Origin of the sequence: Streptomyces sp. NPDC053431, from assembly GCF_044544925.1 — a bacterium.
GTDB lineage: Bacteria > Actinomycetota > Actinomycetes > Streptomycetales > Streptomycetaceae > Streptomyces.
Map to the genome: position 1 here is coordinate 30,145 of NZ_JBITXX010000026.1, position 22,213 is coordinate 52,357.

Consider the following 22,213-nt stretch of genomic DNA (forward strand, 5'->3'; position numbering starts at 1 on the left):
CCCCGTTCCTCCGGGCACAGCCGTCCGCCCGATCAGAGGACTTCCACACCATGGCCATCAACCCGCCGGAAGGGATCGCCGACTTCCTCGCCTTCGTTTCGGGCATGGAGTGGCCCGAGGCCGACGAGGACCTCATGCGGCGGGTTTCGGAGCACTACGGCGCCATCGCACGGGACCTGGAGACCCTGTCCGGGTACGTCGTCGAACTCATCCCGATCGTCAAGAACGACTTCGACGGCGAGGCGGCCGACTCGTTCCTGCTGGCCATGAACGACCTGACGGGCCAGACGGCGGGCGCGAACCAGCTGGAGCAGACGGCGGAGCTGTCCCGTCAGCTGTCCGAGGTGGCGCTGAAGGTCGCCAACCAGGTCGAATACACGAAGATCATGGCGATCCTGCAGCTCGTGCAGCTGCTGGCCGAGATCCTGTTCGCCACGCTCTTCTCCGCGTTCACGTTCGGCTCGGTGTGGGGCCCCGTCTCGGCGCTGTTCGCGGCGACGCGCGAGGGTCTGCACCAGCTCTTCCGGTGGCTGCTCCAGACGATCATCAGCCAGACCTTCATCGGCATCGTCGGCGGCGTCTTCCAGGACACGGTGATCCAGCTCTACCAGCTCGGCGCGGGCCACACCACGAGCTGGAACACGGAGTCGCTGATCGACTCCATCAAGCAGGGCGCGCTGAGCGGCGTGGTCGCCGGCCCGCTGGAGATCCTCTCCCACTACGGCGGCAAGCTGCTCGGCAGGCTCCTCGGCGGCAGGGCCCCCGGCTCGATCCTCAGCAAGCGGGTCGACGACGTGCTGAACAAGGTCGACGACAAGCTGGACGACATCACTCCGAACCCGAAGCCCGACGTCCCGACGGGCGGGGCGGGTGCGGCGGGGTCGAAGTCGAAGCTGGACGACCTCGCGTCCAAGACGGACAAGGACCTGCCGTCGACCCGGCCCAACAGGACGCCGAACGAGGTGACGTCTCCCCCGGTCCCGCCGAAGACGGTCGGCGACGGCGTCGTGCCACCGCCCGCCACGGGCAGGCCGAAGCCGGAGGCTCCGGGCGGCGCCACGGCCAAGGACAGGCCGAACGCGCCCGCGACGGGGACGAAGGGGGCTCCCGCCCCGGCCAAGGGGAACACGCCGCCCGGGACCAGGAGCGACGTACCCGCCCCGAACAAGGCCGACGTACCTGCCCCGAACAAGGCCGACGTACCGACCACGGGCACGGGCGACGTACCCGCCCCGCACAGGACCGACGTCCCGACGGCCAGCAAGGGCGACGGTCCGCCCACGAGCAGGACGGACACCCACTCCACGGACGGGGCCGACGCTCCGAACGCGCACAGGACGGAGACCGTCGGCGGGAACGAGGCCCCGGGCGCGGGCAAGACCGCTGCCGGGGACGCGCCCAAGGCGGAGGCGACCGCCGGGACCCCGGACGCGTCGACGGCCGGCCGGGCCGCGGGCGACGCGGGTACCCCGCTGGACGAGCTCCTCGCCACCAAGGAGGCCCGGTCGGCGTTCGCCAAGGACGTCGGCGAACTCCTCGGCGGTGTCAGCCGCAATCTGGAGACCGGGTTCATGCGGTTCGGCGAGGGCACCATCGCCGACTCGTTCTCCAAGAAGATGGGCGACGTCTTCTCCCAGCACCTCGGGAAGGCGGGTGCCCGGGAGGCGGGCGAGGCGTTCGGCGAGATGCTGACCCGCAAGTGGGTCCGGCTCGGCGCGGACCACACCGAGCTGCCCGAGCTCCTCACCAAGGCGCTGGGGGACTTCGGCACGCTGCAGCCGATCAGGAACCTCGCCCACTCGATGCCGGAGGTGGTCGCCCGCTCCCAGCACGGCAACGCCCTGGCCCGCATCTTCAAGCAGGAGAACCCGCTCCAGGGCAGCCCGATGTACCAGCTCGGCGGAGCCGTCGCGTCCCTCCTCAACGAGGGCACGAACGAGATGCTGAGCGAGGGCTTCTACAACCTGATCTTCGGGGACGGCACGTTCAAGGTCAGCGGCGGCCCGTTCGCCTCGGGCGTGGCCATGGGCGCGCTGAGCGCCGGCCTGCACCGGGCGTTCGAGCCGATCACGGTGCGGTACCAGAACTGGGTCCTCAGCCATCAGCACGCCGACAACCCGCACGACAGCAGGTACTTCGGGCTGCTGCACCCCATCAACATCGCCTCGTTCGTGGCGAACATGACGGGCAACCCGGCACCCTGGCCGGTCCCCCGCCCCACGTCCGCGGTGCAGGATCCGAGCTTCGCCCGCGACATGAAGGACATGGTGAAGTGGGTCTTCTCGAACCCCATCACCGGCACGCCCTTCTTCGCCGACCTGCCCCGGCGGCCGGACGTCACGGTCGAGAGCGACGGTGGCGACGCCTTCACCCCGCTCGACCTGGACACCGGTCCCTCGTTCGCCGACGAGGTCGCCCGTGACCCGCTGTTCGGCGGCGGCTCGGACGGCGGCGAAGGCGGGAGGAAGGAGGGCGAGGAGGCTTCGGACACGGCCACGAAGTCGTCCCGGACCACCGTCTCCGCGGACCTCTCCTCCCTGCTGGGCGGCGGCGACACGGAGCCGGCCGCCCCCGTTCCCACGCACCCGGACCTCGACGCGGCCACGCCCCGTCCGGTGACCCAGAGCGGCGGCGACCGCTTCAGCCCGTCCGTGACGGAGGAGACCGGTTCCGCGACGCGTACGGAGGTGCGGGCCGAGGCGACGACGGGCCTCCGGCTCCACCCGCTCCAGGCCGAGAAGGACAAGGCCGCCGCCGAGGGGCTCGACTACCTCCTTCCGTACGACGGCACGGACTACGACGAGCCGCCGGCGTCGACGGCCCCGGCCGGCGGAGGCGACGGCCTTTCCGACGACCACCGTTCCGACGACCACCGTTCCGACGACGACCGTTCCGACGACGGTGGTGGCAATCAGGGCGGCGAAGGCGGGGGCGACGGTGCCGGGGGTGACGGCGCCGTTCCGCCGTCCGGCGCCGCGGTCCGGGACATCCCCTCCGGCATCGCAGTCGGTGTCCTCACCCCGGCCCAGACCACCGCGCTCCAGACGATCCCCCGGCGCCCCGGGGTCTTCGTCGTCGGCATGCACACCGACCCCCGCACCCCCCACGACCCGGACGCCGTCCTCAAGGCGCTCACGGAGGCCCACGACGACGGCCGGCTCGACGACATCACCGAGATCCGGTTCACCGCCTGCAACCTCGCCTCCCCCGTCCACGAGAGCACCGTCAGGACCGTCATGAGCGGCCTGTGGAAGCACCGCGCCGCGAAGGGCACGACGACCCCCGACCCGCTCTCGGCCCGCGCCGCCGACGCCCCCGTCTGGTACGTGCCCACGACCGGCGGCGACGGGGCGGACGGCGGCACGGCGGGCGGCCACCTGCTCACGGCCCGGCACATCGGGCTCACACCGGACGGGAAGATCGCCGTCGTCGACGAGGGCGCCTGGCACGTGTACGGCGACAGCGGCGACCCCGACCACACGCCCTTCCGTACGACGCCGGACGCCGACGCCCTTCCCGACGACGCGGTCCGCTTCCTCTTCCGTACGCCCGCGGTCGACGCGGAGCACCCGGACGCCGTCAAGTTCGGCCCGGGCGAACGGATGCCGGTCGACGGCGAAGGCGAGCTGGCGGCCGAGATCCGGCGGCTGGCGTACGGCCTGGAGCTGCCGAAGGCGGACGCCATGGTGGTGTTCGCCCCCTCCTCGCGCGGCCGCGACACCACCGGGCAGGACGCGTCGCACGACGTGCCCGCGTCGGAGCTGCGCCGCCGGGCCACGGCCTCCTCGTGGGTCCAGGAGGAGAGCGCGACGCACGAGAGGCCCCTGCGGTCCCTCCGTACGAACGACGCCGTGGTGGACCTGTTCCGACGCCTGGCGGATCCGCTGCGGACCGACCGCGCGCCGCTTTCCCTCGACGACCTGACCGGTTCGAGGATCTACTGGAACGCCTCGCCCGACGTCCCCGAGGACCACAACCTGGTCTTCCACGTCGAACCACCGGAGCGGGACGCGAGCGCCCGGCGGCAGTTGGGCGAGAACCTGGTGGTCTTCCCGCCCGGTACGCAGGTCCGCGTGGTCTCGTTCGAACGGACGGACACCGGCCGGTATTTGGTGACCCTGCGCGAGACGGGCCCTGGGGACCCTCAGCAGCCGCCCGGGGGGACGGCGCCGCACGAACCGGTCGTCGGCATCCCCGGTGTCGGCTACCCGGGGCCCAACCGCCCCTTCGACTCCACCCTGGTCCACGACAAGGTCAAGGTGACGGTCCGGAGGGAGATCACCGACGAGGACACGGGCGGGACCCGTGACGTGACGGCAGAGGTGGACGCCGAGCGCTACAAGTACCGCAAGCCGCTCTACATCCACCGCGGCGAGGTGGAGGTGGAGATGACGCGGGAAGGACCGCACGTCCGCTTCTACACGGCGGTCACCAATCAGACGGACCTCACGATCGCGGCGGACGGGACGGTGACGTCCGAGCAGCACAAGGACATCCAGCAGGACCCGGCCACCGGCAGGGTCGTCCTGGCCACGGGCGACACGATGGACGGCACCATGTGGACCGGCATCGGCACTCCCGCGCGGGCCATCGCGTGGGCCATGAAGTACAAGGCGGAGACGCCGAGGGCGACGGAGGGGCAGACGCCGGAGCCGCACAAGCCCCTCATCCGTTCCTACCTGGTCCCGTGGCACATTTACCAGCAGATCACCTCGACCTCGGTCCCGGAAGGCGACGCCCACGCGCTCGGCGACCCCTACCGCGGCAGCGACTCGCTCGACCGCCGGAAACTGCGCGAGCCCTACGACACGACGGACCTCCCGGAGGAACTGCGTGCCAGGGAGGACGCCTACGCGCGGCGCCGGAACGCGCAGGAGGTCGGCTCGGCCCCCAGGCCGATCGAGGCGCCCACGCCCCTCTCGGACCGGACCATCAACACCGATCAGCCCGGCGACCGCAACCAGTTCGGCATCCGGGGCGAACACCTGACCCTGCTGCGCGCGAGCGTCGTGCCGGGCTCCCTCGTCACGTACTACGAGAAGGAGTCCGATCTGACGCCGGAGTCCCCGGACCCGGCTCCGGGACTTCACCCGAAGAACGGCGAGAAGGTGCACATCGACGTGCTGCGGGAGCGCCTCGGCATCCCGGGCGTCGACGCCCCGAAGCTCAAGGAGTCGTTCAACCCCTGGGTGCAGAACCAGAAGCACGTCAACAGCGCCGACAAACTGCGGTCGATCTCCACCACCCTGCGGCAGCACCACACCACCTGGCAGCACTCGCGGCAGCGGCCGGCCGACCGGATGCCGAGCCCGCTCCTGGACCACGACACGCCCGTGCTGCCGTACCACGCCCGGCTCAAGAACCTCGAGAAGTTCCTGAAGGACCACGCGAGCGAGCTGCCGCCCGTGGTGCAGGACCTGATCGGTCGGGAGACCCTCCTCAACAGGCCCGACGCGGAGGACATGCCCGACGAGGAACGCGTGGCCAAGGAGGCCGTCGACGTCTTCATGCGGGACACCGTCCTCACCTGGGCCTCCCATGCCGAGATCGGCTACCTCCTCTCCCTGCAGCACCAGGAGGTCAAGGCCGACCGGAACCTCACCGACGCGCCGCTGGCGCACGACTTCGACGCGATGCGGCTGCGGCGCAAGGAGGACGCCCACCTCCAGATCCAGGTGGGCAAGGACCTCACCCGGCTCTGGCAGGAGGGCAGGCCGCCGCACGAGCTGCTGAACCGCCTGCTCCGGGACTACCCCGAACTCTCGCACCAGTACGCGGAGATCTGCGCGCCGACCGAGAAGTACACGTTCTTCCAGCACGCGCAGATGGTCCTGGGCCAGTACCTCAAGCTCGCCCACCCCGACGCGGACGACCCGCATCGGGTCGTGCCCGTGGACGCGATCGTCAAGGCGATCCTCTTCCACGACATCGAGAAGGCCAACTCGAAGGAGATGTACGGGGGCAAGAGGGACGAGGAAGAGGAGCAGGAGCAGGGGCAGAAGCCGGCTCAGAAGAAGCCGGAGCAGCACGACCACGAGTCCGAACACATCGGGGCCGTGGACGTCATGAGCCGGTACCGGCACCTGTGGGGCGACGTCGACCAGGACGAGAAGGACGCGCGCGGGTACTGGACGGCCGTCCGGATGGTCGACTCCGACCCCTTCGGCTTCTACTACCGGAGGGACCATTCCGACGACGCCGGCAAGAACCTCGACGCGACGTTCCACTGGGTCGTCAAGCTGTACCTGGAGCTCCAGGGCAGGCCCCTCATGACCTCCGACGGAACCACCCGCCGGCTGGCCGAACTGGACACCGCGGACACCGACGGCATCCGGCGCCTGTTCCACGAGTTCCACCAGTACTACCAGGCGGACTTCTCCTCCTACACGGTCCACAGCAGCTACCACGACTACGGGAACCCGGAGCGGCGGCGCGCGGCGATCCTGAGCGGGGAGGACCCGAACCTGCCCGGGCCCGTACCCGGCTCCGCCCCCGTGAGGAAGAGCGGCAGGAAGACCTTCGACCAGTTCTTCCACCCTGCCGGGGACACTGAGTCCCCCGACCCCGGGAACCCCTACGGCACCGGCCCCCGGGTGACCGAGGCGTCATCGGTGGGAGGCCGGCCCTCGCTGCGGTTCGCCTTCACCGATCACCGGGGCTACGAGAAGATGTACGAGGATCTCGCGGCGCTCTTCAAGGACCACGAGAGCGTCGTGACGGCCTTCGGGCGCATCGGTGGGGAGCGGATGCGCGACGAGGCCGATTCCCTTGGCGACCCGGCGAACGGGCGACCGCGGGACACGAAACGCCGGTCGGGGCGGGGCGGCGACACCTACCCGCCCGCGGACGACGACCTGTTCGGCAGCCTGTGGGGGGACGGGGGCGACGACGCCCCGTCCACGCCGGCGGACGACGTCCTGTTCGGCAGCCTGTGGGACGACGCAGGCGACGACGCCCGCTCGACGCCTCGGGACGAAGACACGGACGAAGACACGGGCGACGACGGGGACCTCGACGTCGAGGATGAGGGGCCCGACGACGGCGACGTCGAGGAAGACGGCGAGGACGTCGGCGAGGACGCGGGCGCCGACGACGGCGCGGGCGAGGGCGAGCTGCCGCCCACCGCCGTCACCCTGCCCTCCGTGGACTGGGAGTTCTGATCCGCCCGCGCCGGTCTGAACCGCGCCCGGCGTTCCGTACGTTTCCCCGGGAGCGTACGGCCGCCGGGCCGCCCAGACCCGCCCCGACCAAGGACAGGACCCCGTCATGACCGACCCCGCGCCCCAGCCCGAGTTCCGGCTTGCCTCCGTCTTCGACCACGCGGACCCCGAGACGGGTCCGGGCTTCGCCGCGGACCACCCGGTGGTCGAGGACCCGGAGCTGCACGCCCTGCTCCTGGAGCGACTGGCCGCGGGGACGCCCGTGCTCGCGACGCCGGTGCTGATGGACGACGTGCTGGACCCCTCACGGGTAGCGGAGGTGTCGCTCACCTTCCGCACGGACGGGCGGTGGGTGTGGACGGACACCGTCACGTACTACCTGGAGCACTACGCGCTGGCCCCCGATCCCGAGCTGCTCGCGTACCTGAGCGACCCCGGCTACGTACCCCCGGGCCCCCTCGGTCAGGACGTCGTCGAGCGGGCCGCCGCCTTCCTCCTGACCCCGGCGCCGGAGGGGACGGAGGTCCATCCGCTGGTCTGACCGGGCGCGGTGAACCGCGGGGTGCCGTCGGTCCGTTCGTACGTGCGCGGAGGGTTCGCGACGACCGAGGGAACCGAGGGGAATGACGGTGGACGACAACGAGGTGCGGGCCGGGAACAGCGCCGGGCAGGCCGGGTCGGCCATCAGCCTGCCGGCGGTCGCCTGGCAGCAGGCGGGCGACGGACCGGAGGAAATGCCGGAGGAGAGGCCGCAGGGCGGGCCTGAAGGGAAGGCCCGACGGGAGTTTCGAGGCGAGCCGGCCGAGGGTTCCGCGGTGCGGGGGCCCGCGCCGGAGATCCCCGCCGAGCGGGAGCCCTCGCCCACAGCCTCGGCCGTGCCCGCCGGCCCGGCCCCGGCCGTGCCCGCCGCCGACGGCGAGACCGGGAGCGGGACCGGGAGCGGGACCGGGAGGGGCGGGACCGGCACCGGCCCCGGTGCGGGCACCGATTCCGGAGCGGACGACGGGACCGACACCGGAGGCGGCTCCGGAACGGAGGCAGGGACCGACACCGGAGGCGCCTCCGGAACGGGCGCCGGGATCAGCGCCGTGAGCACGGCCGTCGCCAACGCCGGTGGCGATACCGGAACCGGCCGCGGAACCCCCGCCGCAACCGGTGCCGGAACCGACTCCGACGGCGAGGAAGCACCGGAGCGCGCCCCCGGGAGCGGTACGCGGGGGACGCAGGCGGCCTCCGACGCGGACGGCCTCGCAGCGGAGGCCGCTGCCGCACCGGTGGCCCGGCCCGGGTCCCGGCCCGCACGGCGGCTCTCGAAGCCCGTGATCGCGGCCGCGGCGACCTCCGGCGTGGTCCTGATGGGCGTCCCGCTGCTGCTCTCACAGCTCGGCGGCGGCGGTTCCGGGACGGGTCCCGTGCCGCCCCGCCCCACCGGGTACAACCAGGCCGACGGCGGTCCCGGCGGCTTCGTGCCGCGGGCCGACGCGCCGCAGAAGGGCTCCCCGCTGCCCGGCGCCGCCGCGCCGGGGGCCACGGCCGGCCCGGGAAAGGGCTCCTCGGCCGTCGGTAAGGGCCCCTTGTCCACGGGCGTCGCCGGCATCGGCGCCGGGGTGGGCGTGGGTGCGGGTGTGCCCGCCGCGCCGACGCCGTCCTCGTCCCAGGGCCCCGGCCTGGTCCCCGCCAAGCCTCAGGTGTCCGCCGGCACCCCGCGGAAGCCGGCCACCCAGGCGCCCCCGGCCCCTCCGGCCAAGCAGCAGTACTCGGCCGTGGCGGGGCCGAACTGTGCGGGCACGGGCGCGAGTTTCACCTACAGCGGTTGGTACACGGACGGCAAGGAGGGCTGGCAGAAGTACGGCTCCGGTGGCTACGTGGGCGGCGGCTGCAACGGCGGCTTCTTCTCCCTGCCGATGTCCGGCAAGGCGGGCTCGGACGCCGGGAACGCGCTGCGCTGGACCTTCCGCACCGGCGCCGTCACCTCCGGTACGTGCCAGGTGTCGGTGCACATCCCCAGCAACTCCGACATCAAGGCGGTCGGCGGCAAGCCCTCGTACTACACGGTGCACGCGGGCGCCACGGGGAACGACCCCATCCTGCGGTCCTTCACCGTCGACCAGCCGTCCTTGCGGGGCCAGTGGGTGAGCGCGGGCAGCGTCCGCGTCACCGGTGGCGTGCTGACGGTGAAACTCCACGACCGGGGCCTCGACTGGTCCGGTTCGCAGAAGACCTACGCCCACCACGCGGGCGACGCCGCCCGCGTCCAGTGCACCTCGTCCTGAGGCGGCCCGGCCGTCCCCGGCCGCCGGCCGGTTTTTGAGGCCCACGCTCCTGAGGCCCGTCCCACGGGCCCCCACGAAGGGAACATCCACGCATGACGCGCCATGTGCTGACCGTGAGCGCCGAGGCGCAGGGCGACCGCCCGGCCGGCGGCGGACCCTACCGCACGATCGGGGCGGCCCTGGAGGCCGCGCGCAGCGGTGCGGTGATCTCGGTGCGTCCGGGCCGGTACGAGGAGAACCTGGTCATCACCAAGATGGTGACGATCACCGCCGAGGACCCGCACGGGACCGTGCGGATCGTGCCGCCCCGGGGCACGGTGGTGCAGGTGGTGGCCGAGGCGGTGCAGCTGACCGGACTGGTGCTGCAGGGTCAGGACGACGAGCTGCCGGCCGTGGACGTGCCGCGCGGGCAGGCGGCGCTCCAGGACTGCGAGGTGGTGGGCAACGCCTGGACGGCCGTGCTCACCCGGCAGCAGGGCTCGCTGGCGATGCGGGGCTGCCGAGTGACGAATCCCGGCGGCGCGGGGATCGTGGAGACGTCCACCGGCACCAGTGTGATCGACGGCTGTGTCGTGGAGCACCTGGGCACCTCGGCGGTGGTCATCGGCGAGCGGGCCAACCCGACCTTCCGCAACTGCGTGCTGCGCGACGCCCGGGGCAACGGGGTGTGCGCCAACGGCGAGGGCCGGGGGCTGATCGAGGACTGCGAGATCTCGGCCACCGACAAGCCCGCCATCGCCCTGGAGCAGAACAGCGCCACCCGGGTGGTGCGGACCTCGGTACGGGACTGCCTGCTGGGCGTGTACATCAGCTCCAAGGAGCGGGTGACCCTGGAGGAGTGCTCGGTGTCCGCCACGAAGGTGCACGGCATCGCGCTCGCCGAGGGCACCGACCCGGCGCTGAGCCGCTGCAGGGTCTCCCGGACGAAGGGCAACGGCATCCATGTGACGGGGCGTTCGCGCGGCGTCTTCGAGGATTGCGAGGTCACGGCGGCCGAGGGCACCGGCATCTGGGTGGAGGAGTCCTCGGGTCCCTCGTTCAAGCGGTGCTCGGTGCGGGACGCGAAGGAGGCCGGGGTCCAGCTGACCGGGGACAGCGCGCCGGACTTCGACCGGCTGGAGGTGCGCGGCGGCGCGGCGGCGGGGGTGCGCGTGCTGGAGGGCGCCAACCCGATGCTGCGGCGGCTGAACGTGTCGGAGGTGGCCGGCGCCGGGGTGGAGGTGACCCGGGGCGGCCGGGGCCGCCTGGAGGGCTCGGAGGTCTCCGCGACCGGGCAGGCCGGGGTGCGGATCGCCGACGGCGGCGACGCGTACGTCGGCACGACCACGGTCCGGGAGACCGGCGCGGCCGGCGTCTCGGTCGGTGGCGGCGGGGTGGCCACGCTGCGGGACTGCGAGGTCTCGGACTCGCCGCAGGAGGGCGTGCTCGTCGAGGACGGCGGGGAGCTGACCGCGGCCCGCACCCGGGCGCGGTCCTGCCAGCGGTACGGCTTCCGGGTCGCGGAGGGCGGCCGGGCCGCGCTGAACCGGTGCGAGGCGGTGGACAACACCGGCGACGGCATCCGCGTCGACTCCACGGAGGCGGTACGGGTGCACGACTGCACGGTGTCGGGAAACGGGGGCTCGGGGCTGCGCCGGCTCAAGCCCTCGGCGCGGCTCGCGGTGGAGAACCTGACGAGTACGGGGAACGACCTGCCCGACTCGTACGGGGAGACGACCGCGGCGTCCGGCGGGCCGGGGGCACCGGCAGCGGTCTCGCGCGGGGAGGAGGACCGCGAGGGCACGCCGGGCGGTTCCTCCGGCAACGGTGCGGAGGCCGCGGCGCCCACCGCGGCGCGCAGGCCGGACGGGCCGCTGGACGCGCTCAACGCGCTGGTCGGCCTGGCCGGGGTGAAGGAGCAGGTCGCCACCCTGGTCAACCTCAACAAGCTGGCCAGGCGCCGGGAGCTGGCGGGCATGCCCGCGCTGCCGATGAGCCGCCACCTGATCTTCGCGGGGCCGCCCGGCACCGGCAAGACGACGGTGGCCCGGCTGTACGGCTCGATCCTCGCCGAGCTGGACGTGCTGCCGTCGGGGCACCTCGTGGAGGTGGCGCGGGCGGATCTGGTGGCGTCGATCATCGGCGGGACGGCGATCAAGACGACGGAGGTGTTCCAGCGGGCGCTGGGCGGCGTGCTGTTCATCGACGAGGCGTACACCCTGTCGCAGGGCACCGGGGGCAGCGGTCCGGACTTCGGCCGGGAGGCCATCGACACGCTGGTGAAGCTGATGGAGGACCACCGCGACGAGGTGGTGGTCATCGTGGCCGGGTACTCGGAGGAGATGCGGGGCTTCCTCGACTCCAACCCGGGCCTGGCGTCCCGGTTCAGCCGCACGGTGGAGTTCGGGAACTACGGGGACGACGAGCTGACCACGATCGTGGCCATGTCCGCCGCCTCGCACGGCTACCAGCTCGCCGACGGCACTCGCGAGGCGCTGACACGGCACTTCGGGACCATGACGAAGGGCGCCGACTTCGGCAACGGGCGGGCGGCGCGCAAGGTCTTCGAGGAGATGGTGGACCGTCAGGCGTCCCGGCTGGCCGCGCTGCCTGAGATCGGCAACACCGATCTCGCGCTGCTCAGGCCGGAGGACGTGGGGGCGACGGCGGCCGCGGCGGCGTCCGGCGAGCCGGTGGAGCGCCGGACCGAACTCCTCGACGAGCTGCGGGCGATGATCGGCCTGCCCGCCGCCAAGGAGCAGGTCGAGGAGCTGGTCACCCTGATCAAGCAGGTCAACCGGCGCAAGGAGGCCGGGCTCCCGACGGCCACGATCAGCCACCACGTGGTGTTCTCCGGTCCCCCCGGCACCGGCAAGACCACGGTGGCCCGGCTGTACGGGCAGCTGCTCGCCGAGCTCGGCGTGCTGCCGGGCGGCCAGCTGGTGGAGACGGCGCGGGCCGACCTGGTGGGCCGGTTCGTCGGCCACACCGCGCAGTTGACGAAGGACGCCTTCGACCGGGCACGCGGTGGCGTGCTGTTCATCGACGAGGCGTACACGCTGACGCCGCGCGGCGGCACCGGCAACGACTTCGGGCAGGAGGCGGTGGACACCCTCATGAAGCTCATGGAGGACCACCGTGACGAGGTCGTGGTCATCGTCGCCGGGTACGCCGACGAGATGCAGGGCTTCCTGGACTCCAACCCGGGCCTCGCCTCGCGCTTCTCCCGCTCCGTCGCCTTCGAGCACTACACCGACGAGGAACTGGTGCGGATCGTCGAGGTGTTGTCCGACAAGGCCGGTTACGTGTGCCCGCCCGAGACCCTGTCGGCGCTCGGAGAACTCTTCGCGACGGTGCCGCGCGACCGTAACTTCGGCAACGGCCGTTTCGCCCGCCAGGTCATGGAGACGATGATCACCCGGCAGGCCGGCCGGCTCAGCAGTCTCGACGTCGACGACGTGACCGAACTGAGCCTGCTGCTGCCGCAGGACGTCCCCTGGGACCGGGTGCCGGGCGGTGTCGCGTGAACCGGGGTACGCGGGGCGGGGCGATGGTCCTCGCGACGGCCTTGTTGTGCGGGACGCTGACCCTGCTGCCGGGGAGCGCGGCGGCTGTCCCGGGCGGGGGGACCGGGGGCGCAGGGGCTGGGGTCGAGATCGGGGGTGGGGTCGAGGCCCAGGTCCTGGCCAGGGCCGGGGTCGAGGCCCAGGCCGTTGTCGGGGCCGGGGCCGTTGTCGGGGCCGGGGCCGTTGTCGGCGCCGCGTCCCGGGGCGAGGCGGGGTACGGAGGCGAGGCCGGGTACGGGGTCGTAGGGGTCGAGGCCGGGGCCGCGGCGGCGGGTGCGGATCCCGCCTCGCTGCCCGCCATCACGCAGCGGCTCACGGACGACACCTGCCGCAAGGCGTCGGACCGGCCGGTCACCGCACTGCCGTGGCCCCAGGCCCGGCTCCGCCCGGAAGCGGTCTGGCCGCTGTCCGAGGGGGCCGGGGTGACGGTGGCCGTGGTGGGTTCGGGCGTGGACGACACCGCCGGGCTGCTGGGTGACCGGCTGCGGCGGACGCCGCGCCTGTTCGACGCCGGCCCGGCCGCGGACTGCGTCGGTCACGGCACCTTCACGTCCGGTCTGATCGCGGCCGCCCGTACCCCGGGGGCGGGCTTCGCGGGCATCGCGCCCCGGGCGCGCATCCTCGACGTCCCGGTCACCGACCGGCGGGGCAACACCACCCCCGAGCTCCTCGCCCAGGGCATCCGGGCGGCGGTCGACGGCGGCGCCCGGGTCGTCGCCGTGGTGGCGGTGGCGGGGTCGGACAGCCCGGCACTGAGGAGCGCCGTGCGGTACGCGTTCTCCGAGGGTGCCGTCGTGATCGCCCCGGCCGCCCCGGACGGGGCGAAGGACGTGGCGTACCCGGCGGCCCACCCGCAGGTGGTGTCGGTGGCGGCGACCGGCCCCGGCGGGAAGGCGTCCGGACCGACCCCCGACGGCCGGGTGGACCTGACGGCGCCGGGAGAGGCGGTGACGGGCCCCGGGCCGGGCGGCCGGGGCAGTTTCACGGCATCCGGGCCGAGTTACGCGACGGCCCTGGTGGCCGGGACGGCGGCCCTCGTCCTGAGCCGTCGACCGGAGCTGAGCGCCCAGGCACTGCTCCACCGGCTCCGGTCCACCACCTCGGGACCGGGCGAGCCTGTGCCGGACCGGGTACGGGGGTACGGCGCCGTCGACCCGATCGCCGCCGTCACGGCCGTGCTCCCCGAGGAGCGGCGCGACGCGGCGGCCCGGAGCGGGCGGGTGACGGCGCTCGGGGTGGCGATGCCGCCGGCACCGGGGCCGTCCGCCGCCGGGTCCGCGTGGTGGGTGACGGCCGGTTCCCTGGCGGTGCTCGCGGGGGTGGCGGCAGCCGCGGCCGTGGTGCCGCGAGGCCGCCGACGGCAGTGGCGGCCGGGCAACTACCGTGCCCCGGATGCGACGAGGAGGAGCGACCCGGACGCGGTCTGACGCAGCCACGGACGTGGTGTCCGGACCGATCGAGGCCGGTTCCGGGGCCGGCCTGCCCGACGGTCGCCGGTACCCGCCGCACGAGTCGTCCTCCCCACCGTCCGGCGGTGATCGATCAGCCGGGCCTCGACATCTCAACGCCTGGACGCACGCGCTTCGTTAGTGGCGCGTTATCGGACGGGCCGAGGGCGGCAGCCGGGCATTAGCAACGCATTAGTCAAGACTGCGAGGGTCGTCCCGACCAGTCCGACGCGCCCCGGAGCCGTCGGCCGATCGATGCCGCCGTCCGCCGCCCCGGAGTCGCCGACGCGCGGCGGGGGGAGGAACGGCCCAGGTGGGAACGCACGAAAACGGAGCCGACGGCGCGGTCCGCGAAGGGACGGGAACGAACGTCGGCGCGGAGGCGCGGCCCCGCCCCACGATGGACCGCGACACCCTGGCGGAGCTCCACCGCCTGCACGCGTCCGCCCTGTTGCGCGCCCTGCTCCGGCTGACCAGCGGGGACCGGGGCAAGGCCGAGGACATGCTCCAGGAGACGTTCCTGCGCGCCTGGCAGAACCCGCAGGCGCTGACCCGGGGCCCGGAGCACGGCCGCCCCTGGCTCTTCACCGTCGCCCGCCGGATCGCCATCGACCACCACCGGGCGCTGTCCGCACGGGTGAAGGAGCTGGGCGACGAGACGCCCGAGGACCGCGCGACGCCGGACGACCCGTACGAGGAGGTCGTGATCGCGCACGCGGTGGACGACGCGCTCGCCGAACTGCCCGAGCGTCACCGGGAGGTGCTGGTGGAACTGCACCTCAACGACCGCTCGACCCTGGACGCGGCCGCTGTGCTCGGCATCCCGCCCGGCACCGTCAAGTCCCGCAACTTCTACGCGCTACGGGCGCTGCGCCCGGTCCTGGAGCGGCACGGTCTCGCCCCGGCGTGACGGCCGTTCCGCGCGCTCTGAACCGGACCGGCCCGCCGGGCCGTTCCTCCGGGCGACCGACGAGAGGGGGCCGACGTGGTCACCGTCGTAGCCAGGAACGACATGGCCGCGCCCGAGCACTGGACGGACGCGCCCGACTACAGCCCCGAGCAGTGGCGCACGAGGCGGAGCGAGGTCCCGGCGGGGGCACCAGCAGAAGCACCGGTCGGTGCACCGCCCGGGCCGGGCGCCGAAGCCGACTCGGAGAGCACTGCCCCGGCGGAGCCCGTATCCATCGAACCCGTATCCGCCGAACCCGTGTCCGCCGGGCCCGTATCCCCGAGCACCGCTCCGCCCGAGCCCGTCCAGGCGGCGGTGGATCCGGAGCCGGCTCGGGAGCACCCGCCGGTGATCGAGGCGGGGCCCGGGGCGGCTGCCGAGGCCGGGACGGAGGTCGAGGCGGACGGGGAGGCCACGGCCCCGCTTCCGCCGGTGGTGCCCGCCGGCACGGCGGAGCCCACGACCGAACCCCGGCCGGCGCGGCGTGCTCCTCGGTCGCTCTTCCGGATCGGGCGGCGCGGGGCGCCGGGGGGCGGTGCCCTCGACGCCCTCCGGGTCCCGTTGCTGCGCAGCCACCGGATCGCGGTGATCGGCCTGGACGGCGGGGCGGGGAAGACGACCACCGCCCTGGCGCTGGGTGCGGTGCTGGCACGGGAACGGGCCGACCGGATCGTCGCCGTGGACGCGAGTCCCGACTCGGGCGCCCTGGGGCGCCGGGTGCGGCGGCAGTCCGGCGCCACCGTGCACGACCTGGTGACCGCGCTCCCCCGGCTTCGCACGTACATGGACATCCGGGCGTTCACCTCACAGACCCCGAGCGGCCTGGAGGTCGTGGCGCACGACCCGGACCCCGCGGCCCCGCGGACGTTCGGCGAGCGGGACTACCGGCAGGTCGTCGACCTGCTCAGCGGCCAGTACCCGATCGTCCTCACCGACTCCGGGACCGGGATGCCGCACGACATCCTGCGCGCGGTGCTGGAGGTGTCGGACCAGCTGGTCGTCGCGGCCGCACCGGGCGTGGACGGCATGAGCGGCGCCGGTCTCGTCCTCGACCGGCTGACCGCCCTAGGCTACGAGGAGAAGGCGCGCCAGGCGGTGACGGTGGTGTCCGGCGTGCGGTCGTCCTCGGGGCGGCGGGTCTGGACGGACGAGGCCCTGGCCCACTTCCGGCAGCGCTGCCGGGCCGTGGTGACCATCCCGTACGACCCCCATCTGGCCCGGGGCGGCGAGGTCGACCCGGCGTGGATGCGGGGCCGGACCCGGGCCGCGTACCACGAACTGGCGTCGCTGGTGGCCCAGAACTTCCCCGCCTAGAACCACCCCGCCGAGAGCTTCCCCCGCGGCCGACGAGGCCCTTCCCTTCACCCGTCACGAGAACACTGGAGAGCACCCATGGCCTGGTACGAGGGCCCCTGCCGGATCACCGTCATCGGTGTCGACGCCGACTGGCCGCAGCGCGCGGTGGTCACGGTGTCCGGCGCGCGCGGGGCGCGGATCGAGATCCCCGGCGAGGTGGGGGCGGTCCGGCACGTGGACGCGCCGAGCTGGCACCTGGAGGTGGAGCACCTGTACGAGGGCCGGTGGCGCCCCAACATCCGTGCCGTCCGGAGCCGCTGGGAGACCGTTGGTGGCGTCCGTACGCAGACGGTCACCAGCAAGGACGTGGACTGGCCGGGGGGTAACCGGCACGAGCGCAATCTGGTGCTGCGCCTGGAGCGGATCGGCGAGGGGGCCGAGCGCGGGCGCGAGACGGTCCGGGAGGCGCCGGCCCGGGCGGTCACGCAGTCGACGGCGGACACTCCCGCCCGACGTACGGCCGCCGGACCCGCCCCGGTCCCCACCCGGTCCACCTCGGGCGACCCCGCCTTCGGCGCCCCGCCCGCCACGTCCGGCGGCGCGACGTCGACGAGCAGCAGCAGCCCCTGGTAGGCGCCGGGCCGAGCCGTCCGCCCGATCGGCGTCGGATCCGCACAGGACGCAGCTCTGGGAGTGTCGTCGGCACGGCCGATGGGCGGGGTGCGGCGGCCGGCGTTCGTGGGGTGACGGTGTGCGTGACGCGTCAGGTCAGGTTCTGGACGAGGGTGGTGCCGGTGCCGTTGTCGGCGATCGCCGGGGTGCCGGTGCCGCGCGCGGTGAGGTCGTTGCCGACGAGCCAGGTGCCGGTGGAGCCCGCCATCACGCCGATCGCCGCGCCCGAGGTGCCGCCGACGACCTGGTCGACGGTCGTGGACTGGACGAAGGTGCCGGCCGCGTTGCCGCCGACGCGTACGGCGTAGGTGGTGGCGCCGGTGATGCGGTTGCCTCGCAGGGTGGCGCCGTTGACACCCGCGCTGATGCCGTACCCGGTGGTGGTGGTGACGGTGTTGTCGGCGACGAGCGTGCCGGTGGCACCGCTGTCGACGCCGATGCCGTCGCCCTGGATGTTCGTGACGCTGTTGCCGGTGACCAGCGCGTTCGGCGAGTTCTGGACGTGGATGCCCTGGCTGTTGCCGGTGGCGGTGAGCCGTACGGTGGAGGTGACGGTGTTGCGGGCGATGGTGAGGCCGTCGGTCTGGGTGGCGTAGATGCCGGCCTCGCCCTTCACGGACTCGACGGCGTTGCCGACGACGGTCAGGTCGCGGTGGCGGGCGCCACCGGTGGGCACGGTCACGGAGATGCCGCCGCTGCCGTCCACACCGCGCACGGTGTTCCCGGAGACGGTGATGCCGCTGAGGGCGTTGCCTTGGGGCGAATTGAGGTAGATGCCGTGCAGGGCGATGCCGGTGAGGGTGTTGTCCGCGATGACGGAGTCATGCCAGTCGGCGGCGCGGATGCCGAAGGCGCCGCTCTGCTCGACGGTGTTGGCGATGACCCGGATGCGCCGGTGGTGGACTCCCTTGGCGCCCCAGTGGTCCCCGCACAGGGCGCCGAAGGGCCCGGTGGTGGTACCGGCGCGCAGCGTGCAGCCGGTGATGAGGATGTCCTCGCAGGGGGTGGCGTCATAGCCGGGTGCGGGGAGGTTGCCCTCGGTGGCGCAGGTGATCTGGATGGCTTCCTTGGTGGTGAGGCTTGCCCCGTCACCGGGGTGGTGCCCGTCGAAGACACAGTCGACGACGGCCGCGTCGCGGACCGCGTTGAGCTCGACGGCGTGCGCGGAGGGCGTGTCGAGGAACGTGCAGTCCTTCACCAGGACGCCGGAGCAGTGGGCAAAGCCGATGGCGTCGCTCTGTTTGCTGTACAGCGCCCCTCGCATGTCCCAGGTGCCGCCGAGGACGGCGATGTCGCCGGCGCCCTCGTAGCCGTAGGCCGGCGTGACGGAGTCGAAGTTCTTCAGCAGCGCACCGCTGTCCTTGATCCGCACGATCCGGGCGCCGTACGCGGAGACGGTGGTGCCGGCGCCGAGGACGAGGCTCGTGCCGATCAGGTACGTGCCCGGCGGGACCAGCAGCGTGGCGCCGCCGGGTACGTCCCGGACCGCGGCGAGGGCGGCCTGGAAGGCGGCCGTGTCGTCGGTGGCCCCGTCGCCCTTGGCACCGTGAGCGGTGACGTCGACGACCACGTCTCCGCTGGCGGCCGCCGCGGGTGTGGCCCCCAGCACCGCCCCGCCGCCCCATGCCGCCACGAAAGCGCCCATGCCCCGCATCACCGTACGGCGTTCCATCCGCCACTCCCCCGTCGTCGACGTACCGAAGGAGCGTACGTCAGGGCCGTGTTCGAGCGGGCGGGGGGGTCGGCGGTGCGGGTGGGCGCGGCGCGACCGGACGGGAGGTTACGCCGGCGGCGTTCCGTCGATCACCTGTCGGCGACCCCGCCCCGTCCGACCACGATCGTCAACATCAGGCAGCGCAGGAGCTACCGGCCCCCACGCCGAATCCCTCAGCTCGCCACGCCCCGTCGCCACAGGACCGATCGTCCGACGGCCTCGCTCGGGGGGTGTCACCACGCAGGGTGGATACGGCCCGACCCTCGGGGTAGCCGGATCACATGGAGACCAAACAGAAGCCACGCCGCTGCGGGCCGTAGCGCTGGTCTGCACGCTTTCGGCGTGGCCGAAGCCGTCCAGCCGGCAGCTGCTCGCCGAGCAGACCACGGCCACGACCACGACCCTGGCCGCGTATATCGCCCACCTGGCGCGCCGCCTCGAGGCCGCCGTCTACCCGCCCTCCCTCTGACTCCCCACTCGTGAACCATCCGGAAGGGGACCACGATGCCCTCCCACGACCAGCCGCGCATGACCGATCCGGTGTCGCTCCACCCCCGTCCTCCTTTCCCCGAGCAGGAACAGGACCATCCCGGCTCGACGGAGGCGATGGATCCGCGCCCCGACCACGGCGAGGACTCCTACCAGGGCCATGGCCTGCTGCGCGGCCGTAGGGCGCTGGTCACCGGTGGGGACTCCGGAATCGGGCGGGCCGTCTGCCTTGCCTTCGCGCGGGAAGGCGCCGACGTCGTCTTCGCCCATCTGCCCGAGGAAGCCGGCGAAGCCGAGGAGACCGCCCGCCTGATCCGCGCAGCGGGCCGCACGGCGGTGGCCGTCGCGTGCGACATCCGGTACGAGGACGAGTGCACCGCCCTCGTCGACAAGGCGGTGGGTGAGCTGGGCGGCATCGACCTGCTCGTCAACAATGCCGCCTACCAGATGGCCCAGCCCGACGGGATCGAGGCGATCACCACCGAGCAGTTCGACCGGGTGATGAAGACCAACCTGTACGGGATGTTCTGGCTCACCAAGGCCGCGCTGGCCCACATGCCGCGTGGCGGATCCGTGATCAACACGACCTCGGTGCAGGGCTATCAACCCAGCCCGCACCTCCTCGACTACGCCATGACCAAGTCCGCGATCATCTCCTTCACCCACAGCCTGGCCCAGATGCTGGCCGAGCGCGGTATCCGGGTCAACGCGGTGGCGCCGGGGCCGGTCTGGACGCCGCTGATCCCGGCGACGATGCCCGACCCGACGAAGTTCGGCGAGCAGGCGCCGCTGGGCCGGCCCGCGCAGCCGGCGGAAATGGCGCCCTCCTACGTCTTCCTCGCCTCCGACCAGGCCTCTTACATCACCGGCGAGATCGTCAACGCCACCGGCGGAACCCCCCTGCCGTGACCCCGGACGAAGCCCTGCGCCGGATCGCCTTCCTCCTCGAATGGGGCGGGGCGTCCCCCTACCGGGTGCGGGCCTTCCACACGGCGGCGGACGCCGTCCGCGACCTTCCACCGGGACCGGTGGACGCCGCCGAGGCCGTCCAGATGCGCGGGGTGGGCCCGGTGACCGCCGAAGTGATCTCCCAGGCGTCGACCGGCGCGGTACCGCGGTACCTGGCCCGGCTGGAGGCCCAGGCGGGCCCGGGGGCCCAGGCGGGCTGGGATCTCGCGGCCTCGAGCACCGGGGACTGTCATCTGCACTCCGACTGGTCGGACGGTGGCAGCCCGATCGAGGAGATGGCCGAAGCGGCCCGCGCCATGGGCCACCGGTGGGCCGTTCTGACCGATCACTCGCCGCGGCTGACGATCGCCCATGGGCTGAGCCCGGACCGGCTGAGGAGCCAACTGGAGGCCGTGGCCGCGGTGAATTCCAGAATGGGCCCGGGCTTCCGGCTGCTCACCGGCATCGAGTGCGACATCCTCGACGACGGCTCGCTCGACCAGGACGAAGACCTGCTCGACCGGCTCGACATCGTCGTGGCGTCCGTGCATTCCAAGCTCCGCTCGGAACCCGAACCGATGACCGCCCGCCTGCTGGCCGCGGTGCGCAACCCGCGCGTCGACGTGCTGGGGCACTGCACGGGACGGATCGTCACCGGGCGGGGCCGCCCGCAGTCCCGCTTCGACGCCCGGGCCGTCTTCGCCGCCTGCGCGGAAGCCGGTACCGCCGTGGAGATCAACTGCCGGCCCGAGCGACGCGACCCCCCGGACGACCTCCTCGCACAGGCGGCCGCCGCGGGCTGTCGGTTCGCCGTGGACACCGACGCCCACGCCCCCGAACAGCTGCACTGGCAGAGCACGGGCTACGCACGCGCGGCGCGGGTCGGCCTGGGCGTGGACCGGCTGATCACCTCCTGGTCACTCGCGCGGCTGCTGAGCGACAGGAGCAGCCGGCGGTGAGACGACGCGGTCGCCGTTCTCACCACCGGCAAGTGGGGTAGGGCGGGACATGCCGCAGCAGAGGGCTCCCCTGCAGCGAACGGACGAGTTCAGTCGGCCGGCGCGAACGGACGGGTTCAGTCGGCCGGCGCCCAGAAGGCGGTCACCGTCCCGTTGCCGGGCCACAGGCACTGCCAGCCTCCGGGCACGTCCAGCGCCACCACGCCCGAGGTCGGAAATCCCGCCCTCAGCCGCTCCACCAGATCCGGGGGCCCGTTCCCGCACAGGCCGGTGGCCAGCTCATGGATGCCGGGGTTGTGGCCGACCAGGGCCACGGAGCGCAGGCCCTTCCCCCGCTCCGCCAGTACTTCGGCCAGCAGGCTCGGGGGCGCGTTGTAGAGCCGCTCGTCGTACACCGCGGGCGGCGGGTCGTCGAACGCGAGGACCGCGAGCTGCCAGGTCTGCCGGGTCCTGTGGGCCGGGGAGCACAGCACCAGGTCCGGCTCGAAACCGGAGTCCACGAGCCAGCGGCCCGTCCGGGGCGCGTCCGCCTTGCCGCGCTTGCTCAGCGGACGATCGAAGTCGTCGATCGGTCGGCTCTTGGACACGGCCTTGGCATGCCGCACCAACAGCAGCCGGCACTCGACCGCCCGGTCGGGGGCCGAAGATGCAGCGTCGCCTGGACGGCGCGCACTCGGGGATCTGCCCCGCGGCGTGCTCGACTGATCCATACATCCCCGCCTGCCCAAGCGCTGTGCCGTGAAAACACCGGCCCTGCGTC

12 protein-coding genes are annotated in these 22,213 nt (G+C 73.2%); 10 read left to right on the plus strand and 2 right to left on the minus strand.

Going from position 1 to position 22,213, the window contains the following annotated elements; translation table 11 throughout:
• The first annotated feature begins 50 nt into the window (after nucleotides 1-50).
• The 8 genes from ACIGXE_RS34660 to ACIGXE_RS34695 all read left to right on the plus strand — a co-directional run bounded on the left by ACIGXE_RS34660 (nucleotide 51) and on the right by ACIGXE_RS34695 (nucleotide 17,304).
• Entirely contained in the window at nucleotides 51-7,160 is a 7,110-nt protein-coding gene (locus ACIGXE_RS34660; RefSeq protein ID WP_399753915.1) for a hypothetical protein, read from the plus strand.
• A gap of 106 nt (nucleotides 7,161-7,266) precedes the next feature.
• A complete protein-coding gene (locus tag ACIGXE_RS34665; protein WP_399753916.1) occupies nucleotides 7,267-7,701 on the plus strand; it encodes a hypothetical protein in 435 nt (144 codons plus the stop codon).
• An 82-nt stretch (nucleotides 7,702-7,783) separates the two neighbouring features.
• Complete coding sequence (locus ACIGXE_RS34670; RefSeq protein WP_399753918.1) at nucleotides 7,784-9,433, plus strand: hypothetical protein; 1,650 nt, start codon at nucleotides 7,784-7,786, stop codon at nucleotides 9,431-9,433.
• Nucleotides 9,434-9,525: 92 nt separating this feature from the next.
• The gene (locus ACIGXE_RS34675) at nucleotides 9,526-12,939 is read left to right on the plus strand and encodes a right-handed parallel beta-helix repeat-containing protein (RefSeq protein WP_399753920.1); all 3,414 of its coding nucleotides are present in this window, start codon (nucleotides 9,526-9,528) and stop codon (nucleotides 12,937-12,939) included.
• A complete protein-coding gene (locus tag ACIGXE_RS34680; protein WP_399753922.1) occupies nucleotides 12,936-14,405 on the plus strand; it encodes a S8 family serine peptidase in 1,470 nt (489 codons plus the stop codon). The genes ACIGXE_RS34675 and ACIGXE_RS34680 overlap by 4 nt, the downstream gene beginning before the upstream one ends.
• 334 nt (nucleotides 14,406-14,739) lie before the next feature.
• Nucleotides 14,740-15,336 carry a sigma-70 family RNA polymerase sigma factor gene (locus ACIGXE_RS34685; protein WP_399753924.1) on the plus strand — a complete coding sequence of 199 codons (597 nt, stop codon included), beginning with the start codon at nucleotides 14,740-14,742 and terminating at the stop codon, nucleotides 15,334-15,336.
• A 75-nt stretch (nucleotides 15,337-15,411) separates the two neighbouring features.
• Nucleotides 15,412-16,689, plus strand: coding sequence for a hypothetical protein (locus tag ACIGXE_RS34690; RefSeq protein WP_399753925.1), 1,278 nt, complete (start codon nucleotides 15,412-15,414; stop codon nucleotides 16,687-16,689).
• A 78-nt stretch (nucleotides 16,690-16,767) separates the two neighbouring features.
• The gene (locus ACIGXE_RS34695; RefSeq protein WP_399753926.1) at nucleotides 16,768-17,304 is read left to right on the plus strand and encodes a hypothetical protein; all 537 of its coding nucleotides are present in this window, start codon (nucleotides 16,768-16,770) and stop codon (nucleotides 17,302-17,304) included.
• Nucleotides 17,305-17,434: 130 nt separating this feature from the next.
• On the opposite strand, the gene ACIGXE_RS34700 is transcribed toward ACIGXE_RS34695, so the two are convergent.
• Nucleotides 17,435-19,015, minus strand: a complete 1,581-nt coding sequence (locus ACIGXE_RS34700; protein WP_399753928.1) for a right-handed parallel beta-helix repeat-containing protein — start codon at nucleotides 19,013-19,015, stop codon at nucleotides 17,435-17,437.
• Nucleotides 19,016-19,561: 546 nt separating this feature from the next.
• On the opposite strand from ACIGXE_RS34700, the gene ACIGXE_RS34705 reads away from it, so the two are divergent.
• Nucleotides 19,562-20,455, plus strand: coding sequence for an SDR family oxidoreductase (locus ACIGXE_RS34705; RefSeq protein WP_399753929.1), 894 nt, complete (start codon nucleotides 19,562-19,564; stop codon nucleotides 20,453-20,455).
• Nucleotides 20,452-21,453: a PHP domain-containing protein gene (locus tag ACIGXE_RS34710; RefSeq protein WP_399753931.1), complete on the plus strand. Its 1,002-nt coding sequence runs from the start codon at nucleotides 20,452-20,454 to the stop codon at nucleotides 21,451-21,453. Before ACIGXE_RS34705 ends, ACIGXE_RS34710 begins: the two co-directional genes overlap by 4 nt.
• Before the next feature lie 116 nt (nucleotides 21,454-21,569).
• Here ACIGXE_RS34710 and ACIGXE_RS34715 read toward each other — a convergent pair whose 3' ends face one another.
• Nucleotides 21,570-22,163, minus strand: coding sequence for a SixA phosphatase family protein (locus ACIGXE_RS34715; RefSeq protein ID WP_399753933.1), 594 nt, complete (start codon nucleotides 22,161-22,163; stop codon nucleotides 21,570-21,572).
• Nucleotides 22,164-22,213 lie beyond the last annotated feature (50 nt).

Excerpts from the sequence above, each read along its gene's own strand:
- ACIGXE_RS34660 (WP_399753915.1), top strand. The coding sequence starts at position 51 with ATGGCCATCAACCCGCCGGAAGGGATCGCCGACTTCCTCGCCTTCGTT.
- ACIGXE_RS34665 (WP_399753916.1), top strand. The coding sequence starts at position 7,267 with ATGACCGACCCCGCGCCCCAGCCCGAGTTCCGGCTTGCCTCCGTCTTC.
- ACIGXE_RS34700 (WP_399753928.1), bottom strand. The coding sequence starts at position 19,015 with ATGGAACGCCGTACGGTGATGCGGGGCATGGGCGCTTTCGTGGCGGCA.
- ACIGXE_RS34695 (WP_399753926.1), top strand. The coding sequence starts at position 16,768 with ATGGCCTGGTACGAGGGCCCCTGCCGGATCACCGTCATCGGTGTCGAC.
- ACIGXE_RS34715 (WP_399753933.1), bottom strand. The coding sequence starts at position 22,163 with ATGGATCAGTCGAGCACGCCGCGGGGCAGATCCCCGAGTGCGCGCCGT.
- ACIGXE_RS34670 (WP_399753918.1), top strand. The coding sequence starts at position 7,784 with ATGACGGTGGACGACAACGAGGTGCGGGCCGGGAACAGCGCCGGGCAG.
- ACIGXE_RS34675 (WP_399753920.1), top strand. The coding sequence starts at position 9,526 with ATGACGCGCCATGTGCTGACCGTGAGCGCCGAGGCGCAGGGCGACCGC.
- ACIGXE_RS34705 (WP_399753929.1), top strand. The coding sequence starts at position 19,562 with ATGCCCTCCCACGACCAGCCGCGCATGACCGATCCGGTGTCGCTCCAC.